The organism is Paenibacillus sp. FSL M7-1046, assembly GCF_038007405.1.
Taxonomy (GTDB): Bacteria; Bacillota; Bacilli; order Paenibacillales; family Paenibacillaceae; genus Paenibacillus_AQ.
In genome coordinates this window covers 7,031,390-7,052,301 of sequence record NZ_JBBOXB010000001.1, presented here as the reverse complement: position 1 = coordinate 7,052,301, position 20,912 = coordinate 7,031,390, and the positions used below count along the sequence as shown (strand labels likewise).

Below are 20,912 nucleotides of genomic sequence, written 5' to 3'. Positions count from 1 at the left end.
AACATGGCGATTAACCGGCAAAACGTGGAGCAGATCGTACAGGCCATCGGCGGAAAAGACAATATCGAAGCAGCCACGCACTGTGTCACAAGGCTGAGATTTGCCTTGAAAGACGAGGGCAAGGTTGATACCTCTGCGCTGGAGCGGAATGATCTGGTGAAAGGGCATTTTTCTTCCCAAGGCCAATTTCAAGTGATTATCGGTCCGGGACTGGTGGACAAAGTGTATGAAGAAATGATCGACATTACCGGCGGAGCCCGTTCTTCGAAAGATGAGGTAAAGACGGCGGCCAGCAAACACCAGAATCCGCTGCAGCAGGCAATCAAGACACTTGCGGATATCTTTATTCCGATCCTCCCGGCCATTGTGATGGCAGGTCTGCTGCTTGGGATCAACAACATTCTGACGGGTCCCGGCATCTTTTTCGACGAACGTTCCCTGGTGGATGTGTATCCGCAGTGGAAGGACATCGCTTCGATTATCAATACGATTGCCAGTACGGCCTTTACGTTCCTGCCCGCACTTATTGGATGGTCGGCAGTAACCCGGTTCGGCGGCAGTCCGCTGCTGGGGATTGTGCTCGGTCTTATCCTGGTTCATCCTGATCTGCTCAGTGCATACGGATATGCGGATGCCAAGCTGGAAGGTACGGTTCCGGTCTGGAATTTATTCGGCTGGGAAGTTAACAAGATCGGCTATCAGGGACAGGTGCTCCCGGTGCTGGTCTCCGCTTATCTGCTTGCCCGGCTGGAGCGCTGGCTTAACAAGCGTGTGCATGATTCCATCAAGCTGCTGGTCGTTGCACCGGTAGCGCTGCTGGTTACAGGATTTCTGGCGTTTACGGTTATCGGTCCGGTTACATTTATGATTGCCAACGCTATTACAACGGGGCTGGTCAACATCTTTGGCTCCTTCCCGGCGCTGGGAGGACTCATTTATGGGGGGCTGTACGCACTGTTGGTTATTACCGGCATGCACCATACGTTCCTTGCTGTGGATATTCAGCTGATCGGTTCCGGAGGAGGAACCTTCCTCTGGCCGATGCTGGCGTTGTCCAACATTGCACAGGGTGCAGCTGCACTCGGGATGCTGTTCGTGGCCAAGCAGGAGAAGACGAAAGGTCTGGCCGTGACCTCTTCCATTTCTGCCTTCCTGGGGGTTACAGAACCGGCGATCTTCGGGGTTAACATCCGTTATAAGTATCCGTTTATCTTCGGGATGATCGGTTCGGGTCTGGCGGGCATACTGCTGGCGCTCAATAATGTACTGGCATCCTCCATCGGGGTCGGCGGGATTCCCGGCTTCCTGTCCATCTTCCCGAATCAATGGGGAATATTCTTTGTCGGCATGGCCATTGTATTAATCATTCCTTTCGGAGCTACCGTATTGTTCGGCAAGATCCGCGGCCGTGGAGGAGAAGAACCGGATAATAACGCAAAGGCGGATAACGTCCAGGCCACAACTCCGGCTTCCCTTCCTCCGATGATTCAAGAGAAGGCTGATACCAAAGAATCAGCAGCGAATGTTCTGGAAATCGTCTCGCCGGTGAGAGGACAGATTGTATCGCTGGAAGAAGTGCCGGACCCGGCCTTTGCCGAGCGGCAAATGGGTAAAGGAGTGGCGGTAAATCCGTCCGAAGGAAAAGTGTATGCTCCATTTGACGCTACGGTCGCCCATGTCATCAAGAGCAAGCACGCGATGATTCTGGAGCATGCTACGGGAGTGCAGATTCTGATTCATATCGGCATCAATACCGTTTCGATGAAAGGCAGCGGATTTACGGCTCATGCCGCCACTGGAGATCAAGTCAAGGCGGGTCAGCTGCTGCTTGAATTCGACCGGGATGTTATTACCGCAGCAGGATACCCGCTGACTTCACCGGTTATCGTGCCTGACGGGCAGGATATCATCGAACGGGTGGAGGAGCTGATCCCTAGTTCAAATCCTGTTCAGGGGCAGGCGGTTCCTGTTCTAAAGATCTATCTTAAAGGTTAACAATCGTGGTACTATGGGCATGGTGATTAAGGATGAATAAGAATATATATCTTCATATTTATAATGATTATTCGGCCCGGATTCAGTCCGGTCAGCTCCCTGCCGGCAAGAAGCTGCCCTCGGAAAGCGAGCTTGCTGAAGCTTACGGAACTTCAAGGGAGACGGTACGTAAGGCTTTGCTTATGCTCTCTCAGAATGGCTATATCCATAAGATTAAGGGTAAAGGTTCCTTTGTACTCGATACCCAGCGGATGAACTTCCCCGTTTCCGGATTGGTCAGCTTCAAGGAAGTGTCCAAGAACCTGGGGCGTTCCGTACGTACCATTGTATATGAGAACGGCTGTGTGCCCAGTACATCCGAGGAGGAACGGCGTCTTCAGATGAAGGAGCCGGGCCCGCTTTGGAAGGTAGTTCGTGCCCGGGAGATTGATGGGGAGAAGATCATCCTGGATAAGGATTATTTTCTAACCTCCTATGTACCTTCTCTCACTGCTGAAACCGCCGGGAATTCGATCTATGCGTATTTGGAAGGAGAACTTCATCTCACGATCAGCTACGCCAAAAAGGAGATCTCTGTGGAAGAAGCCACACCGGAGGACAAGCTTTTGCTTGATTTGCACGATTATCAGCATATTGTCGTAGTCCGCAACTATGTGCATCTGGTGGACACCAAGCTGTTCCAGTATACCGAATCGCGGCACCGGCTGGATAAATTTCAGTTCGTGGACTTTGCCCGGCGGGCTCAGAGCGAAAGCGATCTGTAGCATTGACGGATACCGTCCTTTTGAGGACGGTATCCGTTTCCACTTGGAAAAAATCGGGTGTGATTCCTCCGTCAAAGAGGGATTGCACCCGATTTTTTGTATGAAGAAGGGAATCCGGATTATGATGGATAGACCTGAAAGTTGAGTAGAAGCTTTATGCGGGTAGAATACGGAAGGTAAATTGTTAATAGAAAGCGCATACAAAACATCAGTCCATTTTTTTGAACACAGCCCATAACAGCCCAATCAAGCATAAGCCTACAGCCAGGAGGACAAAGGGGAGCCACTGCGGACCGGCTGCAGCAGTTATATTTATTGAGACCATTCGCGGGTTCACCCCCTTTCCGGGTAGAGATTGCAGGCTACTCTGTGGGGTCATAGACCAGTGAAATCTGATGCTCCTTGAAAAAGTCAATCCATTCCTCCGAAGGCTTGCGGTCTGTCACAATGTAATCCACCTTGTCAAAGCTGAACAATTTGATGAAGGCAATACGGTCGAATTTCGAATAGTCCACAAGCAGGATCACCTTGCTCGCCTGCTGCTGCATCAGAACCTTAAGCTCGCTCTCTGCTTCATTGGAATCACTCAGCCCGCCTGTCATAGATAGAGCTTTGCAGCTGAACAAGGCGACGTCCACATTGTACTTCTGTAGAGTATAGGAGGCAGTTGGTCCGACAAAAGAGTTCGTCTCGGCACCCAGCACACCACCAGTGGAGATCAGCTTGTGGCCGGAATGCTGGAACTCGGACAGGACTACCAGTGAATTGGTGATCACCGTCAAATTTTGTTTAACATCGGTTATTTTCCTTAAGGCTTCAAAAGCGGTCGAACTGGTGTCTGTCATCAGGCTGTCGCCATCATTGATCAATCCCAGCACGTTGTCGGCGATCATCTGCTTCTCGTCAAGATGGACTGAATGCCGGAGGGAGTAGGCGGGGTCTTCATTGGTGTGAACATTCAGAACCGCTCCGCCATAGCTCTTCTTGGCAATTCCTTCTTTATCCAGCTTGTCGAGATCTCTTCTTATCGTTTCTTCGGAGACTCCAAAATCCTGTGCCAGATCAGCAACATGGACTTTCTTATAGCGGTGCAGCTTGTTGATAATATATTCCCGGCGTTCAAAAGCTCTCATGTAGTTCCTCCTGCATTAAAACATCTATAAGGTTAGTGTACTACAATTCACTTCAGAAATAAAAGGATATTCCACATTTATTAGCCATTCACAAAATAAAATCCACAAAAAGTCACATTAATGTGTGGTTTTTTGTTGACATTCCATTTCCCAGATTTTATGATGAAACAGATGAAAGCGATTTATTTATAGTATAAACCCATTTACCTTTGAGGAGGTTGTTCAGTATGGCAGTAAAGTATCCGGCAATCGGCATTCGTCCAACGATCGACGGCAGAAGGCGCGGTGTGCGCGAATCGTTAGAGCTGCAGACTATGGGAATGGCACAACGGGTAGCTGATTTTTTGCAGGAAAATTTGCGTTATCCTGATGGATCGCCCGTGGAATGCGTCATTGCGGATTCTACCATTGGCGGGGTCAGTGAGGCTTCGGCTGCACGTTCGAAGTTCTCCGGAGCAAATGTGGGGGTATCTATTACAGTGACTCCTTGCTGGTGCTACGGCTCAGAAACGATGGATATGGATGCAGCAATTCCCCATGCGGTATGGGGGTTCAATGGCACGGAAAGACCCGGTGCCGTTTATCTAGCCGCAGTTCTGTCGGCATACGCCCAGAAGGGAATTCCGGCTTTCGGGATCTACGGGGAGGATGTGCAGGACTCCGGAAGCGAGGAGATTCCGGCCGATGTTCAGGCCAAGCTGCTCCGGTTTGCCAAATCGGCGTTGGCCGCTGCCATTATGAAGAGCCGCTCCTATTTATCCATGGGTTCCGTTTCCATGGGAATTGCCGGTTCCATCGTGAACGACCAGTTCTTCCAGGAGTATCTGGGCATGCGTAATGAATATATCGACATGTCCGAGTTCGTGCGCCGCTTCGAAGAGGAAATCTATGATCCGGAGGAATTCGCACGGGCTTTGAAATGGACCAAGGAGAACTGTCAGATAGGGCCTGACAACAACCCTGCCCGTCTGCAGGTCAGCGAAGAAGAGAAGGAGAAGCAGTGGGAGACCTGTGTCAAGATGGCCCTGATCGGACGTGACCTCATGATCGGCAATCCTGTGCTTGCGGAGCTTGGCTTTGAAGAAGAAGCGCAGGGACATAACGCTATTGCTGCAGGCTTTCAAGGGCAACGCCAGTGGACCGACCATTTCCCGAATGGCGACTTTATGGAGACGATCCTGAATTCCTCCTTTGACTGGAACGGCAAACGGGCTCCTTATATTCTGGCTACCGAAAATGACAGTCTGAACGGCGTGACGATGCTGTTTAATTATCTGCTGACGAATACGGCGCAAATATTCGCTGATGTCCGCACGTACTGGAGTCCGGCAGCCGTGAAGCGTGTGACCGGCTACGAGCTGGAAGGTGCTGCTGCGAATGGCTTGCTTCACTTGATCAACTCCGGTTCGGCCGCGCTCGACGGAACCGGTCAGCAATCCCTCGAAGGCAAGCCGGTGATTAAGCCCTTCTGGGACATTACGGATGAAGAAGTGGCTGCTTCGCTTAAGGAGACCTTATTCCGCCCTGCCTCGCAGGAATATTTCCGCGGCGGCGGTTTCTCTACCGACTACTTGACCAAAGGCGGTATGCCTGTCACAATGGCGCGGCTTAACCTCGTCAAAGGCTTGGGACCCGTTCTGCAGCTGGTGGAAGGTTATACCGCAGAGCTCCCCGGAGAGGTTCACCGCCAGTTGGATGAACGCACCGATCCGACCTGGCCGACCACCTGGTTTGCTCCAATCCTTACCGGAACCGGCTCGTTCAAATCGGTCTATGATGTGATGAACAATTGGGGAGCCAATCATGGAGCCATCAGCTACGGCCATATTGGAGCCGATCTGATAACACTTGCTTCAATATTGCGTATTCCAGTCAGCATGCATAACGTCGACGAATCACAGATCTTTAGACCGCGTGTGTGGGCGCTGTTTGGAACAGACAGCCTGGAGGATGCCGATTACCGGGCATGCCGCAATTTCGGTCCGCTGTATCATTGACAGAACTTAGGCAGGTGGTTTCGATGAGCGAGTTCAAAAGAGTGCTGGCCGTGGATCTTGGAGCCAGCTCCGGCAGAGTGATTCTGGGAACTTATGACGGCAGCCGCATTGTCACCGAGGAGCTTCACCGGTTTGCCAATACTCCGCTGCAAATTGGCGGGGATTTACACTGGAATGTGCTGGAGCTGTTTCAGGAAATTAAGCAGGGTATCAGGCTGGCCTGCAGCAAATACGGGGAGCTGCTTAGTCTCAGTGTGGACACCTGGGGAGTGGATTACGGCGTGCTGGATCAGGACGGAATGCTGCTGTATCCGCCTCACCATTACAGAGATCAGCGGATGCAGGAATACCGCCTCAAGCTGGAAGAGCTGCTGCCGCCGGAGGAACAATTCCGCCTGACCGGCAACCAGCCGGACCCCATCAACACAGTGTATCAGCTGTTTGCTGATGTTCAGCGGAATCCTGAACTGCAGGCAAATGCTGGCCGAATCTTAATGATGCCGGATTTATTTCATTATTTATTATCAGGAACAGCCGCCGCCGAGCGGACGATCCTCAGCACCAGCGGCCTCACGAAGGCCGGCACGGCAGAACTCTCATCCGAGGTGTTCAGCAGACTGGGAATTTCTCCGGCGCTGATTGCCGAGAGGGTGGATGCCGGAACAGTTATCGGCTCCTTGCTACCCGGCCTCCGCAAGGAATTCGGAGGCAGTGCCCTGCAGATCATTGCCGGCGCTTCACATGATACAGCTTCAGCGGTTGCTTCCATTCCCTATCGTGACAAGGAGCATGCAGCATTTATCAGCTGCGGTACCTGGTCGCTGGTCGGATTGAAAACGGAGCAGCCCGTGCTTACAGAGCGCTGCTACCGTTATGGCTTCACCAATGAGAGCTGCTACGGCAGGGGCAACCGGCTGCTGAAGAATATTACGGGTCTTTGGCTGCTGCAGGAAACCCAGAGAGCCTGGGCGGAAGCCGGTGTGGCCCTTAGCTTCGGGGAAATGGTGGAGCTGGCCGAGAGCGAGCAGGCTGTGCAAGGTCTGATCAATCCGGGTGATCCGCTGTTCAGCACCCCGGGAGATATCCCCGGACGTATTGCGGAATATTGCCGCAGCACCGGACAGCCGGTGCCGGCTTCCAAAGGTGCAGTCGTCCGGCTCATTCTAGTGAGCCTCGCCGAGGCGTACCGCAAGGCGATCGCGGAGCTGGAGGAGCTCACCGGCACAACGATCCGTACCGTGCATATGGTTGGCGGCGGTATTCAGAACCGGCTGCTGTGCCAGCTGACGGCGGATGCGACCGGGAAAGAAGTGATCGCCGGTCCGGTCGAAGCAAGCGCGATCGGGAACGTTATCGTGCAGCTTACTGCACTTGGCTTGCTGGATTACAGCCGGGCGGGGGAAGTGGCCGCCGCTTCCGGAGGTCTTGCCGTGTACCGGCCTGTTCAAGAATGAATATACAAAGAGGAGAAATGACAATGGATGAAATGGAACGGAAATTACGGCTGCAGATTTGCGACATTGGGAGAAACCTGTTCAATAAAGATTATATTGCCGCCAATGACGGCAATATTTCAGCAAGGTTGAACGAACACGAAGTATTGGCCACCCCTACAGGTGTAAGCAAAGGATATCTGGAGCCGGATATTCTGGTGAAAGTTAATCTTCAGGGCGAAATTCTGGAGGCACAGGAAGGCTACCGCCCTTCGACAGAGGTGAAAATGCATCTGCGGATCTACCGGGAACTTCCCGGCATCCATGGTGTCGTTCACGCCCATCCGCCATTTGCCACCGCCTTTGCCATCAAGGGAGAAGCACTGGATAAGATGATGATGCCGGAATCGGTCATTGCCATGGGCGAGATTCCTCTGGCCCCGTACGGTACGCCCTCCACTGAGGAGGTTCCTGATTCGATTATGCCCTTCCTCGGCAAGAAATCCGCTGTGCTGCTGGAAAGCCACGGGGCCTTGTCCTGGGGGAAGGATGTAATGGCGGCTTACATGAATATGGAGAGATTGGAGTATACAGCGAAGCTCACTTTCCTGACCCGCATGATCCAAGGGGAGCGTGAACTGCCGGCAGACCGTATCGAGCAACTGGTGGCACTTAGATCATTTTACGGAATGTAAAGGAGATTATAGGATGCTCAAAAAGATTCCCAAGCTGCTGTCCCCTGAGCTCGTGCGGATTATGATGGAAATGGGCCATGGGGATGAGCTGGTGCTGGCGGATGCGAATTTTCCGGGACATGCGCTGCATCCCCGGGTGACAAGATGCGATGGCATAGGAATCCCCCAGCTGCTGGCCGCTATTCTGGAGCTGTTTCCGCTGGATCATTATGCCGGGCATCAGGCCGTTCTGATGGATGTGGTGCAAGGTGATCCTACCGTTCCTGTGATCTGGGACACTTATAAAGAGATTATTAGGGATGTTGATCCGCAAGCGGTGATTGGTTACGAGGAACGCTTCCACTTCTATGAACGGTCCAAATCCGCTTATGCGATTGTAGTAACCGGTGAAGAAGCTCTGTATGGCAATCTCCTTCTTAAAAAAGGCGTTATTGAAGGGTGAAAGTAGAATTACAGGCATTTTTAATTTTTTTGTAATATACTTGAGTGTTGCGAAATCGACTTGAATGTCTTGAAAAAGACAGAGCTGTAGAGGGTTACCATAGGAATGGGGCATCTCCTTTATCTGGAAATTGTGGTCTGGTAAACGACAATTTCTCCAACAAGGCTGGATGTCCTTCTTCTGTCTGCCTATTCGATAAAAGTTCTAACCGTTGCCGCGAATACTCAGCGCCCCCTCGTTAGCCCTCTGCTTATATAACTTAAAATATAAAATATCCCAAATTTGTTTTAATCGTTCCCAAATGGGTTATATATCTCCTGTGCTTTGTAATGGGTAATTTTGGATTACACACCATAACCCTCATTAAGACAACCCAGACAGGAGAGGACGTTAGTGAAAGTGAAACAATTGGCAATGATTATGCTCATCATGTGTATGATTCTAACAGGCTGCATGGGGGGCGGCAAGGAAGCCGGTCCAGCGCCTTCACCCGCACCGACGGCCAGTCCGGCTGCAGAAACGAAGAAACCTTCAGGGAACCCTCCGCCGGACGCTTCGCAGACGGTGTATAATCTGAAGCAGAAATACGATAATGACAACAATCCGGGCATCATGCCTATGTATAATGTTGAGCAGGATATGGAATTTATCTTCAGATTCAATACGGATCTTGGCTCAGAGGCAATTGGCAAGACGCTGTCCGTACATACCGATATCAAGGCACTGCCGGAGAGCAAGGTAGGGACCCTTGAAGACTCACAGCTTGTAGGTGGCAAAAGCGTATACTCCATCAAGCCGCTCGGCTTCGGCGTACTCCCTTCCGATTCCTTGCGCGAAGCCGGAGGCAGCTCCTGGGGGAACGCCCCCGTGTACTACATCCGGCTCAACTATGACCTGGATGCCAAATCGCCTACTCCGCTGAAGCAGCCGATTATCATTCCGTTTACGGTGAAATCGGATCTGCCCACACCGACTCTGGATGCCGACATCAGCCCTGACGGCAGACTGACTCTCGTATGGAATGAGGTGCCGGGCGCAGAGAGCTACAATATTTACAGCGCTTCGCATATCACGATGGAGAATACCAATGAGGCGCTGAACGGGGCGGAGCAAGGATATGCGAATCAGCGTCCGCTGAAGATTGCGACGGTGCCCGGCACTTCTTATAACGACTTCATGAAGGACGGGCGCGGTGCACTCGGCATTGTGGATGAGACCATCACCAGCCTTCAGAACAACAATGTGCAAGGTGAATATTATGTCACCGCTGTTCAGGGAGGCAAAGAGTCCAGATTCAGCCGCTCGGTGGATACCGTGTCGCTGTCCAGGCTGCTGCCGCGCACCGTAGCTTCCGAGGATAATATCAACCTGAAATTGTTCAAGAACGCTGCCGAACTGCCCAAGACTGTACCTGTCCAGTTCATTGACGGCTCCAAAGCCTCGGGGACTGTGATATATGACACGGATTCCATCACGATTCAGCAGTCCGGTCCAACCGATGTGCCATACTCCATTCAAGGTACAGCGCTCAAGGGGTACGTACAGGTTACGCAGTTGACGGATGCCGATATTGCAGGTCTTGCAGCCGCCCGGAGCAAAGGGGCCAATCAAGGGTATGTGGAGCCGGAGAATAATACGGAGTATGTGCCTGCCCCTGATGTTCCGACCATCATTGACAACGACAATGCGGGCGAATCCGGCGATAATGCCATTGACCGGCAGAAGGAAAATACCCGCAGCAAGGTAGATGAGGGGAACAAGCAGGCCGTGCCTGCCTCAACGATCCGGGCGGACCTGATTCATGCCGATTCTGCGCTGGAAGAGTATCTTGCCTTGTCACTGATCAGCGGAAAGACCGATATTTCGCTTCTGGCCTTCCCGGAGGCGCAGAATGCGCGAACCCTGGTCGATGTAGTGGAAAAAGTAGTCTATCAGAACCCGCTCATTCTTGGATTCCGCAGCTACGGCTACGATTATCAGAACCTGACGCTGCATGTGGAGTACGATGATTCAGCCGAGGTCATTGCGTCCAAACAGCGTGAGATCCTCTCAGAGGCAGATAAAGTGATCGCCGCCACACTCAAGGACGGTATGAGCGCCGATGAGAAGCAGATGGCGCTCTACGATTATCTGAATGACAATACCGCCTATGACGATGCCGCGCTGGAGAATGCCAAGGAGCAGCAGTTCAAGAGTGTGGATGCCAAATTCAATGATTCCTTCAGTACCTACGGCATTCTGGTCAAAAAAGTTGGCGTATGTATGAGCTATGCACACACCTTCCAGTTGCTCGCTGACCTGTCCCAGGTCCCTTCGATGGTGGTCACAGGAACCATGAGCGGCGTGAATCACGCCTGGAACAAAGTGAAAATCGGCGCGGAATGGGTCAATGTCGATCCGACCAATAATGCTACCAATAGCGGACTTCCCTATCTGCTCTACAATTCCAGCGATGCCACTGCCACAGATGTAGAGTATGTGATGGACAAGGCTTACTGGCTGGACCATGAGCTGTCCCTGTTCCAGGCCACCAGCAATGCCTATGATTATTATGTGACGCAAGGGCTTGAGGTGGATTCCCTGGAAGCGTACAAGACCAAATTGGCCGAACAGTTGAAGAATGGGGAGACCCTGGTGGTCCTGCGCGTTCTGGCCGATACAGACAGTTCAGAGCTGATGCAGAAGACCGCCGAGGTCATCAAGCAATATGATGCAACCAAGCTGGACAAAGCGGGTATGGTTGAATTCGGAAGCTACGTGGCGGTTCAGCTGTAAGCCTGGCCCCTATAGAAATGCCAAAAGGTAAGCTCCTGCAGCGGAGCTTACCTTTTGACTTTCCAGAAGAAACAAAATGCAGTCTGGGCTATGAACTTAGTTCCAAAAATATTGCATCCGCTTATACCCGGCATCCCATACTTTTTGGTTCCCCTCAATGGTGATCTTCAGCTCGTTCCCCGGCTCGAGAGGAATCTTGAATATCGACGGGAATAGATCAGGATCACTCCGCTGATCTTCTCCAGAGCTGGTCATTATCTCTTTTCCATCGAGGGTAACACGGATACTTCCCGAATAATCGGTTGGTTCAGGGATTCCGTTATAGGACGAGAATATCGTCTCCCCCTCAGACGTATACGTGAACGTTCTAGAATCTACGCCTTCAGCGCCATACATATTATACAAGGGCTTTACAGTTTGACCGCTTATTTGAAAGCCGTCCTCCGGCTTGTATCCAGCGGATAAATTCCCCGAACTGTCCGTCCATTCATTGATCGCCACAAACGGGCCTTCTACTTTGGTTGTCGCTTTATCTATCGCCCCGCTTAATCCCCCTACGGCTGTTTTAGGCAGAGAGTCGAAGCAATTTTAGAATGTCGAAAAGAGGCTTCTTTTCCAGGGCTTGCTGATAATTAGTAGTTTGTGATTATTCGCTGCGCAGCGCCGTTACCGGATTCTTCTTGGCGGCAAGCTTGGCCGGAATGAATCCGCCGAGCATGGTGAGCACCACGTTAATGAGGATCAGCAGCAAGGCATGCAGCGGATTTAATTGGGCGACATTGGAAAGATCCGTGAGCGACTTAATAATAATGTTCGCCGGGATGGTCAGCAGATAGGTGATTCCTATCGCCAGAACCCCGGAAAAGGCACCGATGATAAAGGTTTCTGCGTTGAAGACACGCGTGATATCCTTTTTGCGTGCGCCTAATGCGCGTAGCACCCCGATCTCCTTAGTCCGCTCCAGTACAGAAATATAGGTGATAATTGCGATCATAATCATGGAAACGACGAGCGAGATCGAAGCAAAGGCAATCAGCACAAGTGTTATGGCATTCATAATCCCGCCGGTCAGGCCGGTAACGATGGCCGCCATGTCCGTGTATACGATCATATCACTCTCAGGCAGGTCTTCATTCCATTTGTCCAGATACTTCACGATGGCTTCCTTGGAATCAAAATCCTTCGGATAGATGGAGATCGAAGCCGGGATGCTTGTAGCACCCAGAGCAGCCAGAACATCTTCTTTCACAGGAGCCGTATTACTGCCTGCGCCACCTGGCATCATGGGTGCACCAGGCATCATGTCTGTCTGAGCAGAGGTTTTCGGAAACACATCGCCGGTCAGAAGGTTAACGGTATCTTCCTGCTCCTGGGCCTTTACCACCTTGGAAGCCTGTGCGGAGGTAATGAAGCGGAGCGCCAGGTCGTCGGAATAGGCGATACCGGCAGCCATAGTGGACATCGGAGAATCCTTCTGCGCCCGGATAATTCCTGCAATACGAAGTGGAATGGCATCCGTGCTGTTATACATATCGCTTAAGTTGGCAGCCGTTCCATTAACCACGAAATGGTCACCGGATTTTACATAGTACAGATCGTTCGGGATCAGCTTAAACTCTTGGCCGACAATATCGTCAAATTTGATGCTGTCCGCAGTATAATCCAGGCCGAGTGCTTCCACCGAAGCAACATTCAGCTGGTTGTATTCATCCACGATCAGCACAAGGTCGGTATCCTTGGACGGAAACGAACCGGCGAGCAGATCATAATAGTTCTCCAGATAACTTCCGGGAGCACCGCCGGCCTTGCTTGGGAATGAGGAGAAGTAGCTTGTATTGATGGCAGTTGCCGTTTTACCATCAGACTTTAGAATGTTCATATTCACTTTACGGGCATAAGAGATGCCGTCGATCAGGGACGGATCAATCTGCTTCACAAAGTCCAGATATTTTCCGGTCAGAACATTGGTGTGCATAATGGTATTGGCACTTGGATCGTATGGATAGATTTCCTGCGAGTCGCTGTACTCCTCCTTGCTGGTTGCTGCATCATCTGCCGCAGTTTCCGAGCGGTCAAAGCTCATCGCAGACTGGCTGATCGACACCGGGAAATTAGAGAGCGCACCCGCCTCATAGTTGTTGATTTGTTTATTGAAGCCGTTGGAGAGCGCCAGGATTAAGGCAATCCCGATGATACCGATACTGGAGGCGAAAGCGGTTAAGGTCGTTCTCCATTTTTTGGTCATGATGTTTTTAAAGGACAATTTGAGCGCTGTGGAGAAACCCATTGCTGTCTTTTTCAGCTTGTAGTCAGAGCTTACTTTCTGGTCGGGAAGCGGATCGGTGTCAGAAATGATTTTACCGTCTCTGAATTCCACAGTCCGGTCTGTGTACTTCCGGGCCAGTTCCGGGTTATGCGTAACCATAACGACCAGCTTATCCTTGGCGATTTCCTTGATCAGCTCCATAATCTGTTCACTTGTCTGGGTATCCAACGCTCCTGTAGGTTCGTCGGCAAGAATAATGTCGGGGTCATTGGCGAGCGCCCGGGCGATGGCTACACGCTGCATTTGACCGCCGGACAGCTGGTTCGGCTTCTTGTGCAGATGATCCTTAAGGCCAACCTTCTCCAGCACCTCTTTTGCCTTGTGCCGTTTCTCGGCTGCGGGGACACCGCTGAGGGTCATGCCCAGCTCGACATTGTCCATAATACTCAGATGCGCAATCAGATTATAGCTTTGAAAGATGAAGCCGACGCTATTATTACGGTAAGCATCCCAATCGCTGTCCTGAAAGTTCTGTGTGGATTTACCGTTAATGATCAGGTCTCCGCTGTCATATTGATCCAGCCCGCCGATGATGTTCAGGCAGGTGGTTTTACCCGAGCCGCTGGGACCCAGGATGGCGACAAATTCATTTTCCCGTAAATTGAGGCTGACCTTATCGAGCGCTACCTGTGTGAAATCTCCTGTCGTGTAGCTCTTGCTGATGTTTTTTAGCTGCAGCATATCTGTAAACCTTCCTTTCAAATAAAGCTAGCTTGATGAATTGCTGACAGCATATCATACGAATATGAACTGAACATCAACTGGCTTCCGGCTACAGGGAAAGACTATAATTTATTCAAAGGCTAAAGAATGCAGGTGATTTCATGATTACTATACTTGTTGTGGAAGATAATGAGACGTTGCGCCAGCTGATCTGTACAGTGCTTGGGAAACATGGGTACAGGGTGCTTGCAGCAGAGGATGGCCAGAGTGCACTGGATATTTTGGAAGCGGAATATATAGATTTGATTATTTCTGATATTATGATGCCTCAAGTGGACGGTTACGAGCTGATTGAGCATCTGAGGCAATCCAATAACAATCTGCCTGTGCTGATCATTACTGCCAAAGACAGCTTTCAGGACAAGCAAAAAGGGTTCCTTGTCGGCACGGACGATTATATGGTGAAGCCGATTGATATCAATGAGATGGTACTGCGGGTGGGGGCTTTGCTGCGCCGGGCGCAGATTGTCAATGAACGCAAGCTGACTGTGGGCGGGGTGACCCTCGATTATGATTCTGTAACGGTCTACAGGGATGGGGAGAATACGGTTCTCCCGCAGAAAGAATTTTTCCTGCTATATAAGCTGATTGCTTATCCAAACAAAATATTTACCAGGCAGCAGCTGATGGATGAAATCTGGGGGATGGATACGGAGACAGATGCCCGGACAGTGGATGTGCATATCAACCGGCTGCGGGAACGTTTCAGGGAATATACGGAGTTTGAGATTGTAACGGTCCGGGGACTCGGGTATAAGGCGGTGAAGCATATATGAAAAAGAGGTTCAGCAATTTATGGTTCGCCTTTGTGATGCTGGTATTTATGATCATGCTGTCTTCTGCGGTGTTTATGATGACTATAATTTTCATTATAAAGAGGTTCACAATCATCGAGCCGGGCCAATTCCACGCCTTCGGATTTCTGGCAGCGGTACTGCTTACGGGGATCCTTACTGGAACGCTTATCACTGCCGTCATCGGGCAAAAAATATTGCTTCCCATCAGCAGACTGAGAGAAGCAACCAAGGAAGTCGCCAAAGGCAACTTTAATGTTCAGTTGTATGAGAATATTAAGATTGAAGAATTCCGGGAGATGGCCAAGGATTTCAATAAGATGGTTCAAGAGCTCCAAGGGATTGAAACACTAAGAACCGATTTTGTCACGAATGTATCCCATGAGTTCAAGACGCCTATCACAGCCATTGAGGGCTATGCTGCACTGTTGCAGAATTCGGATCTTCCGGCCGAGGAGAGAGAGGAATACGCGGGCAAGATCATTAGCAGCACCAGGCAATTATCCATGCTGACCAACAATATTCTGAAGCTGTCGAAGCTGGAGAACCAGGAAATCATCATTGAAAAAACAGAGTTCAGTCTGGATGAGCAGATCCGCCAGGCGCTTCTTCTCCTGGAGCCGCAGTGGAGCGGCAAACAGCTGGATCTGGAGATTCAGTTGGCAGAGACTGGCTTCTATGGCAGCGAAGAGCTGCTGATGCAGGTATGGATTAACATTCTGGGGAATGCGGTAAAATTCTCAAGAGAATACGGGAACCTGTCCGTCACCTTGACCGAATCCCCACAGAACGTGAGTGTTGAAATTACCGATACCGGAATCGGCATGACCCCGGAGGTGCAGCGGCATATCTTTGAAAAGTTCTACCAGGGCGACAAAGCACGGGCTTCTTACGGGAACGGGCTCGGACTGCCTTTGGCCAAACGGATTGTCGACCTGTGCGGGGGACGGATTATTGTGAGCAGCAAGCCGGGCCAGGGCTCGACATTCCTCATTGAATTGCCAAGAGGATAAAGATCGGGAACCTCTTACTGCGAGCGGACAACGGACCAGAACGTAAGCCCGTCAAGGGGATAATCGGCTCTGCCGGAGGCCCCGGCTGCTGAACTCAAGGAGAGCTGCGTACCGTTTGCCTGAAGCTTGAACAGCTGCTCAATATGATGTATTCCCGCCGGATGGGTTTCCTCATATACACTCAGGGCAACCCCGGCGGCCACTCTGGCAGTGATTGCGGATTCCCGCATTCCTTCGATACCGGCTTCCATGACAACAGCTTTAGCGCCCCGAACACCATAAGCATCGACTTTGACGGCATATTGTTCTGAACCCAGCCGAAGTTTGCCGAAAGCCTGGACCGTGAGCTTGCGGATGACTTTGTTGCGGAAGAGGGCGGTTAAGCCAATTTTTCGCATAAGAGCGATGCCGGAGGTGGCCGACCGGGAATCAAAGCATAAACGTGTAGCGACAGAAGGGACTTTCAAGGTATAGGGCAGGATCTGCTGATCGGAAAAAGGGAAAAGGTAGGTCTTGCGCGTTCCCGGCGTACCTCCGAAATTCACCTGCTTACGTTCCGTGAAGCTTCTTGCGGCAACCTTGCGTCCTTGCTCCACACGCTCAAAGGCAGAGCCGAGACTATCAACCGTCCATTCCAGGGCAGCTTGGCCGTGGCTGTCACCCAGACCCAGCATGATGGAGATATCGATGCGCTCACGTGTATCCAGTTCATTCACCGCTTTGAGGGATAGCAGATTGGTTAACCCGGGAGCAAGCCCCACGCTTAGAACAGCCGTGCCCTTGAGCCCGGCCACTGTGTCTCCCAGGCTCTGAAGCAGCCGGAAGTATTCCCCATTTGCCGACACATCGACATAATGGGTTCCGCTGCGCAGGCAAGCCTCCGCAAACGCGGTATCCTGCTGATCCAGGCACATGACCACCAGCTTGGTCCGCTTCAGCAGTTCTCCATCTACCGCTTCTCCCACACTAAGCCGCAGCGGCTTCACTTTGCCGTCTGTCGTCCTGCAGAATTGTTCCGCACGTTCCAGGCTTCGTCCCGCCGCATATACCACTCCAGGATGCTGTTCTCCCAGAAGCCGGCATATTTCTGCGCCGACATGGCCATACCCGCCGACAACCACTATATCTGTTTTCATTTCGCAACCTCTTTTCCTTGCTTCACAGCGAACCAGCCATCAATCAGATAGGAGCTGAAAAAGCGGGTGACACCGGAGAACCCGCTGCTTGCGAGCAACGCCAGAAGTTCATGTTCCGGAAGGGGGAAGGAGGTTTCACCGATGGAATGCTCGAACCATTCGCATTCCTGCCCGGAAATCCCGCCAGCCAGCATGTGGTTTTTCCATGCTTTTAGCGGCAAGGACCCGGGGATAGAACGGACGTCCCCGCTTAAGGTTGCCACAACGAGTATCGCCCCCTCCTGAAGCCGGCTATGGATTTCTTCCAGCATCCGCTGCTTCTGTCCGGTTTCCTTGACAAAGTGAAGCACTAGCATGCATGTGGCAGCGTCAAACAGCTTGTTCTTATCAAGTTCATCAACCGTGCTCTGCTGGAGAGTAATTTCAGCGGCCAGCTCCGTGCGCTGCATCCGCTGCCGGGCAAGCTCAAGCATTGCCGTTGACAGATCAATGCCAGTGAGCCGCCAGTGCTCATGCTGTGCGCCGAGGGTTATCAATTCTTGTCCGCCTCCGGCCCCGACAATCAGCAGGTCTGCCGGAGTTTCACCGCCGAGGTGTGCACTCAGCAATTGCTCCATGATGTCATATAGCAGAGGATACCCCGGTATTTTGGCAGCGATTGTTGTCTCGTAATGCTGAACATCGGGATGCTCCCAGTCTCTGGCATGATGTAAATGTTTCTCTTGCATGATATCTGCTCCTGTCTCTATAGCTTGAATGTGAGTTCTCCTGATATATAATAAGAATTATTACTAATTATCAGGATTAAACACGGAATAGGCTATCCCACATATGTGGGATTTGGAAAGGACATCAGGATGAGCGAGGTTCTAAAAGGCTTGAGGATGCTGGAAATCAACCGGCAGGAGATGAGAATGACATCTCCGCAATACAGGGAGGCGGTAATCTCCAAGCTGCGGCAGTACATTCCGTTTACCGCTGCCTGCTGCACTACCGTGGACCCGCATACGCTGCTGTCCACCGGGGCGATCACAGAGCAGGGTCTTGAGGAGCTGCACCCGCAGCTGTTTGAATATGAATATCTGCATGAGGATTATATGAAATATGAGCAGTTGGCTGCTGCGGCAGTGCCGGTCGCCTGTTTAAGTGGCGTAACGGAAGGGCAGCCCGGGCGGAGTGAACGTTACCGCAACGTACTCCAGCCTGCGGGCCTGGGAGACGAGCTCCGGGCTGCGCTGGTTGAAGGCGGTGGCTGCTGGGGGTTCTTAACCTTGTTCCGGTCACAGCACGAACCTCCTTTTCAGGAGCGGGAGTGTGCGGTGATATCATCTGTTGTTCCGCTGATTGCCGGCGCACTCCGCAGCTATGCCTCCGAGCCCCCTCTGGGACGGATGGATAGCGCACCGGAGGACAGTGGAATCATGATTCTGACGGACCAGCTGCTTCCGGTCAGCGCGAATAGTGCGGCTCAATATTGGATGAACCGTCTGCAACAGCTGGAACGTTTGGATCACGGAGTTCTTCCCCGGCCGGTCAACGCCGTATGCCTGCGGGCACTTGGCGAGAATACGGAACCAGGAGGGTTGCCTTCCAAGGCGAAATTATGCCTGCGTGTCGAGGATGGGGCATACTTGACAGTTACGGCCAGCAGGCTTGAAGGAAGCGGCGGGAAGACGGAGCTGGCCGTTGCCTTTGTCTATGCCAAGTCCTCGGAGATCTTCCGGCTGCTGGCCGATGCCTGCCAGCTGACCGCCAGGGAGAAGCAGCTGGCCGAGATGCTGTCCCGGGGATTATCTACCAAGGAGCTGGCGGAGTCGCTGCATATTTCTGCGTACACCGTACAGGATCACCTGAAATCGATCTTCTCCAAGACCGGCGTATCCAGCCGGAGAGCACTCATCAGCAAGCTGTTCTCACAGGGGATGGAATAGCCGGTAAGCACGCTAAACAGTCCCGATGCTGATACAAGGGGACTGTGCTGGCTTTTATAGGAGCTGCGGGATCTGGGAAGTGTAAGCAGGATGGGTCCAGTGCTTCTCGCTGCCGGGAAGATCATCGAACCATTCTGCATCCGGTGGACATTCCAGGATCATAAATTTGCCGTACTCCTGCGCTCTGGACTGATGGTATTTCAGATAGGCCATGCCGTCTTCAATCGCCAGTATCTCGATTTTGCCGGAGGAGTGGCTCATGGATAGACGGACTCTTTTACCCAGACCTGAGGTTCTGGCCTTGGCTTCCTCAACAATGTTGTAGACACGCTCCAGCGGCAGAACGAACTCGCGGTTGCCGGCAATGGGCCGGTTCACGAAGAAATAATAGGGAGTGACTCCGGCCCAGGACAGCCGGTCGAGCAGTTCTCCGAGTACCGCCGGATCATCGTTGATGCCTTTCAGCACCGGCGTTTGATTAACCACGATTGCCCCGGCATTATGAAGTGCTCTGAATGCTTGTTTGGCTTCGGGCGTAATTTCCCGGGGATGATTAATATGCGCCATGACGTAAATGCGTTTGTCCTCCGATGAATAGGTACGGATTAGTTCCAGCAGTTCTTCGTCCTGATAAATGCGCATGGGATTAAATACGGGGATTTTGGAGCCCAGCCGGATAATCTTCACATGGTCAATGGATCTCAGACTTTCGATGATGAAGCGCAGCTTGGAGGTAGAGAGAATCAGGCTGTCTCCGCCGGTAAGCAGCACATTATTGATCTCAGGATGATTCCTGATGTATTCCAAGCCCGGAGCCACATCGGTTTGTGCTTCCTTCACATCATTGCGGAACAGGCGCTTGCGGAAGCAGTAGCGGCAGTAAGCTCCACACACCTCGGAGACAATCAGAAGGGCTGTTGTTCTGTATTTGTGCTGACATCCCGGCACTACATAATTCATTCCCTCATCGGATGCATCCCAGCAGCCGTACTCCGCAAGTTCACCTTCACTTGGAATGACGAGCCTGCGGATCGGATCACCCGGGTCGTCCCAGTCGATCAGCGACAGATAATAGTCATTGACCCGAAAGGCGAATTTGCCGGTGATCTCCTTCAGCTTTTCTTTCTCCGTTTCAGACAGCATGGCAACCTTGCTGATATCCGTTATGTACCTTATCTTTTGCACTTGCATCTCTCCTTGGTCTCATAGTGTGAGAAGTAAGGGAGCCTTGAGGTCGATAGCCAAACTGCTGCCAGCAGGGTCATGTGAATACAAAAAAGAGACCCTTAGCAAGGGTCTCTGGTTATGAATATACCTAAAAAAGCAGACCCATCCACTACTGACGAGGTTAGCTGACGGACTCGGGTAAGATGGTACCCTACATTCTGTGAATGATTCGCCCCAAAAGACTGGTTCCCCCGCTTTCCTGCCCAAAGGCTGGAAATTAAGCGTAGATAAAGTATAACCCGGAAAGTTTTGAAAAGTCAAAGCAAAACTTGCCAGCGGCAAGGCATACGGGACCAAGCCCAATCAGCAGAGTAGAAATTTTTTTTGTTGAGGGGTTGCCGGTCTTCTTGAAATGCATCATACGCAGAGTCCCGGCCGCAAGACATAGAAACACGAAATCCTTTGCACAGAAAGGTTTTTTTGGTGCAAACAGGAGCGACCGGGAAAGCGTTTTTTTAGGTTTGTCCCCGGTTTCGTTTTTGTGCAATTGTAACCGTACTCATGTGATGGAAGATAAGCTGCCCCGGT

At 51.7% G+C, this 20,912-nt stretch carries 17 protein-coding genes and 1 riboswitch; of the genes, 10 read left to right on the top strand and 7 right to left on the bottom strand.

The features are described from left to right. The first annotated feature begins 3 nt into the window (after positions 1-3). Together treP and treR are read left to right on the top strand one after the other, a co-directional pair. Positions 4-1,995: a PTS system trehalose-specific EIIBC component gene (treP, locus tag NYE29_RS31660; RefSeq protein WP_340899060.1), complete on the top strand. Its 1,992-nt coding sequence runs from the start codon at positions 4-6 to the stop codon at positions 1,993-1,995. A gap of 32 nt (positions 1,996-2,027) precedes the next feature. Further along, entirely contained in the window at positions 2,028-2,759 is a 732-nt protein-coding gene (gene treR, locus NYE29_RS31655; protein ID WP_076114387.1) for a trehalose operon repressor, read from the top strand. 362 nt (positions 2,760-3,121) lie between these two features. On the opposite strand, the gene NYE29_RS31650 is transcribed toward treR, so the two are convergent. Continuing rightward, positions 3,122-3,892: a DeoR/GlpR family DNA-binding transcription regulator gene (locus NYE29_RS31650; RefSeq protein ID WP_340899058.1), complete on the bottom strand. Its 771-nt coding sequence runs from the start codon at positions 3,890-3,892 to the stop codon at positions 3,122-3,124. A gap of 227 nt (positions 3,893-4,119) precedes the next feature. Here NYE29_RS31650 and NYE29_RS31645 point away from each other — a divergent pair, with 227 nt between their 5' ends. The 5 genes from NYE29_RS31645 (at position 4,120) to NYE29_RS31625 (ending at position 11,234) form a co-directional block, all read left to right on the top strand. After that, on the top strand, positions 4,120-5,889 hold the full coding sequence (locus NYE29_RS31645; protein WP_340899057.1) for an L-fucose isomerase: 1,770 nt from the start codon (positions 4,120-4,122) through the stop codon (positions 5,887-5,889). Beyond that, a complete protein-coding gene (locus NYE29_RS31640) occupies positions 5,859-7,343 on the top strand; it encodes a rhamnulokinase (protein WP_340899056.1) in 1,485 nt (494 codons plus the stop codon). The genes NYE29_RS31645 and NYE29_RS31640 overlap by 31 nt, the downstream gene beginning before the upstream one ends. 23 nt (positions 7,344-7,366) lie before the next feature. Next, a complete protein-coding gene (locus tag NYE29_RS31635; RefSeq protein WP_038589957.1) occupies positions 7,367-8,017 on the top strand; it encodes a class II aldolase/adducin family protein in 651 nt (216 codons plus the stop codon). A gap of 13 nt (positions 8,018-8,030) precedes the next feature. Next, positions 8,031-8,459 (top strand): L-fucose mutarotase, encoded by a 429-nt coding sequence (fucU, locus tag NYE29_RS31630; RefSeq protein WP_340899054.1) that lies wholly within the window; start codon positions 8,031-8,033, stop codon positions 8,457-8,459. Between the two features lie 393 nt (positions 8,460-8,852). Further along, positions 8,853-11,234 (top strand): transglutaminase domain-containing protein, encoded by a 2,382-nt coding sequence (locus tag NYE29_RS31625; protein ID WP_340899053.1) that lies wholly within the window; start codon positions 8,853-8,855, stop codon positions 11,232-11,234. Between the two features lie 96 nt (positions 11,235-11,330). Here the strand turns inward: NYE29_RS31625 and NYE29_RS31620 are convergent, their stop codons facing one another. Both NYE29_RS31620 and NYE29_RS31615 read right to left on the bottom strand, forming a co-directional pair. Further along, entirely contained in the window at positions 11,331-11,735 is a 405-nt protein-coding gene (locus NYE29_RS31620) for a hypothetical protein (RefSeq protein ID WP_340899052.1), read from the bottom strand. 145 nt (positions 11,736-11,880) lie between these two features. Next, entirely contained in the window at positions 11,881-14,241 is a 2,361-nt protein-coding gene (locus tag NYE29_RS31615; protein ID WP_340899051.1) for an ABC transporter ATP-binding protein/permease, read from the bottom strand. A gap of 143 nt (positions 14,242-14,384) precedes the next feature. On the opposite strand from NYE29_RS31615, the gene NYE29_RS31610 reads away from it, so the two are divergent. Together NYE29_RS31610 and NYE29_RS31605 are read left to right on the top strand one after the other, a co-directional pair. Beyond that, positions 14,385-15,059 carry a response regulator transcription factor gene (locus NYE29_RS31610; RefSeq protein WP_076112977.1) on the top strand — a complete coding sequence of 225 codons (675 nt, stop codon included), beginning with the start codon at positions 14,385-14,387 and terminating at the stop codon, positions 15,057-15,059. Beyond that, positions 15,056-16,090, top strand: coding sequence for a HAMP domain-containing sensor histidine kinase (locus NYE29_RS31605; RefSeq protein ID WP_076112978.1), 1,035 nt, complete (start codon positions 15,056-15,058; stop codon positions 16,088-16,090). The genes NYE29_RS31610 and NYE29_RS31605 overlap by 4 nt, the downstream gene beginning before the upstream one ends. 14 nt (positions 16,091-16,104) lie before the next feature. Here NYE29_RS31605 and NYE29_RS31600 read toward each other — a convergent pair whose 3' ends face one another. After that, a complete protein-coding gene (locus tag NYE29_RS31600) occupies positions 16,105-17,226 on the bottom strand; it encodes a saccharopine dehydrogenase family protein (protein ID WP_340899049.1) in 1,122 nt (373 codons plus the stop codon). After that, positions 17,223-17,954 carry a class I SAM-dependent methyltransferase gene (locus NYE29_RS31595; RefSeq protein WP_340899047.1) on the bottom strand — a complete coding sequence of 244 codons (732 nt, stop codon included), beginning with the start codon at positions 17,952-17,954 and terminating at the stop codon, positions 17,223-17,225. Before NYE29_RS31595 ends, NYE29_RS31600 begins: the two co-directional genes overlap by 4 nt. A gap of 129 nt (positions 17,955-18,083) precedes the next feature. Here NYE29_RS31595 and NYE29_RS31590 point away from each other — a divergent pair, with 129 nt between their 5' ends. Then, complete coding sequence (locus NYE29_RS31590) at positions 18,084-19,157, top strand: helix-turn-helix transcriptional regulator (RefSeq protein WP_340899046.1); 1,074 nt, start codon at positions 18,084-18,086, stop codon at positions 19,155-19,157. A 54-nt stretch (positions 19,158-19,211) separates the two neighbouring features. Here the strand turns inward: NYE29_RS31590 and NYE29_RS31585 are convergent, their stop codons facing one another. Then, positions 19,212-20,348: a KamA family radical SAM protein gene (locus tag NYE29_RS31585; RefSeq protein ID WP_445322191.1), complete on the bottom strand. Its 1,137-nt coding sequence runs from the start codon at positions 20,346-20,348 to the stop codon at positions 19,212-19,214. Positions 20,349-20,479: 131 nt separating this feature from the next. After that, a riboswitch (cyclic di-AMP (ydaO/yuaA leader) is annotated at positions 20,480-20,618 on the bottom strand. Then, positions 20,602-20,871 (bottom strand): hypothetical protein, encoded by a 270-nt coding sequence (locus NYE29_RS31580; RefSeq protein WP_340899043.1) that lies wholly within the window; start codon positions 20,869-20,871, stop codon positions 20,602-20,604. (Overlaps the previous riboswitch by 17 nt.) Positions 20,872-20,912: the final 41 nt, after the last annotated feature.

Coding starts and splice junctions, on each gene's coding strand:
- treP (WP_340899060.1), top strand. CDS start 4: ATGGCGATTAACCGGCAAAACGTGGAGCAGATCGTACAGGCCATCGGC.
- treR (WP_076114387.1), top strand. CDS start 2,028: ATGAATAAGAATATATATCTTCATATTTATAATGATTATTCGGCCCGG.
- NYE29_RS31650 (WP_340899058.1), bottom strand. CDS start 3,892: ATGAGAGCTTTTGAACGCCGGGAATATATTATCAACAAGCTGCACCGC.
- NYE29_RS31645 (WP_340899057.1), top strand. CDS start 4,120: ATGGCAGTAAAGTATCCGGCAATCGGCATTCGTCCAACGATCGACGGC.
- NYE29_RS31640 (WP_340899056.1), top strand. CDS start 5,859: ATGCCGCAATTTCGGTCCGCTGTATCATTGACAGAACTTAGGCAGGTG.
- NYE29_RS31635 (WP_038589957.1), top strand. CDS start 7,367: ATGGATGAAATGGAACGGAAATTACGGCTGCAGATTTGCGACATTGGG.
- fucU (WP_340899054.1), top strand. CDS start 8,031: ATGCTCAAAAAGATTCCCAAGCTGCTGTCCCCTGAGCTCGTGCGGATT.
- NYE29_RS31615 (WP_340899051.1), bottom strand. CDS start 14,241: ATGCTGCAGCTAAAAAACATCAGCAAGAGCTACACGACAGGAGATTTC.
- NYE29_RS31610 (WP_076112977.1), top strand. CDS start 14,385: ATGATTACTATACTTGTTGTGGAAGATAATGAGACGTTGCGCCAGCTG.
- NYE29_RS31605 (WP_076112978.1), top strand. CDS start 15,056: ATGAAAAAGAGGTTCAGCAATTTATGGTTCGCCTTTGTGATGCTGGTA.
- NYE29_RS31600 (WP_340899049.1), bottom strand. CDS start 17,226: ATGAAAACAGATATAGTGGTTGTCGGCGGGTATGGCCATGTCGGCGCA.
- NYE29_RS31595 (WP_340899047.1), bottom strand. CDS start 17,954: ATGCAAGAGAAACATTTACATCATGCCAGAGACTGGGAGCATCCCGAT.
- NYE29_RS31590 (WP_340899046.1), top strand. CDS start 18,084: ATGAGCGAGGTTCTAAAAGGCTTGAGGATGCTGGAAATCAACCGGCAG.
- NYE29_RS31585 (WP_445322191.1), bottom strand. CDS start 20,348: ATGCAAGTGCAAAAGATAAGGTACATAACGGATATCAGCAAGGTTGCC.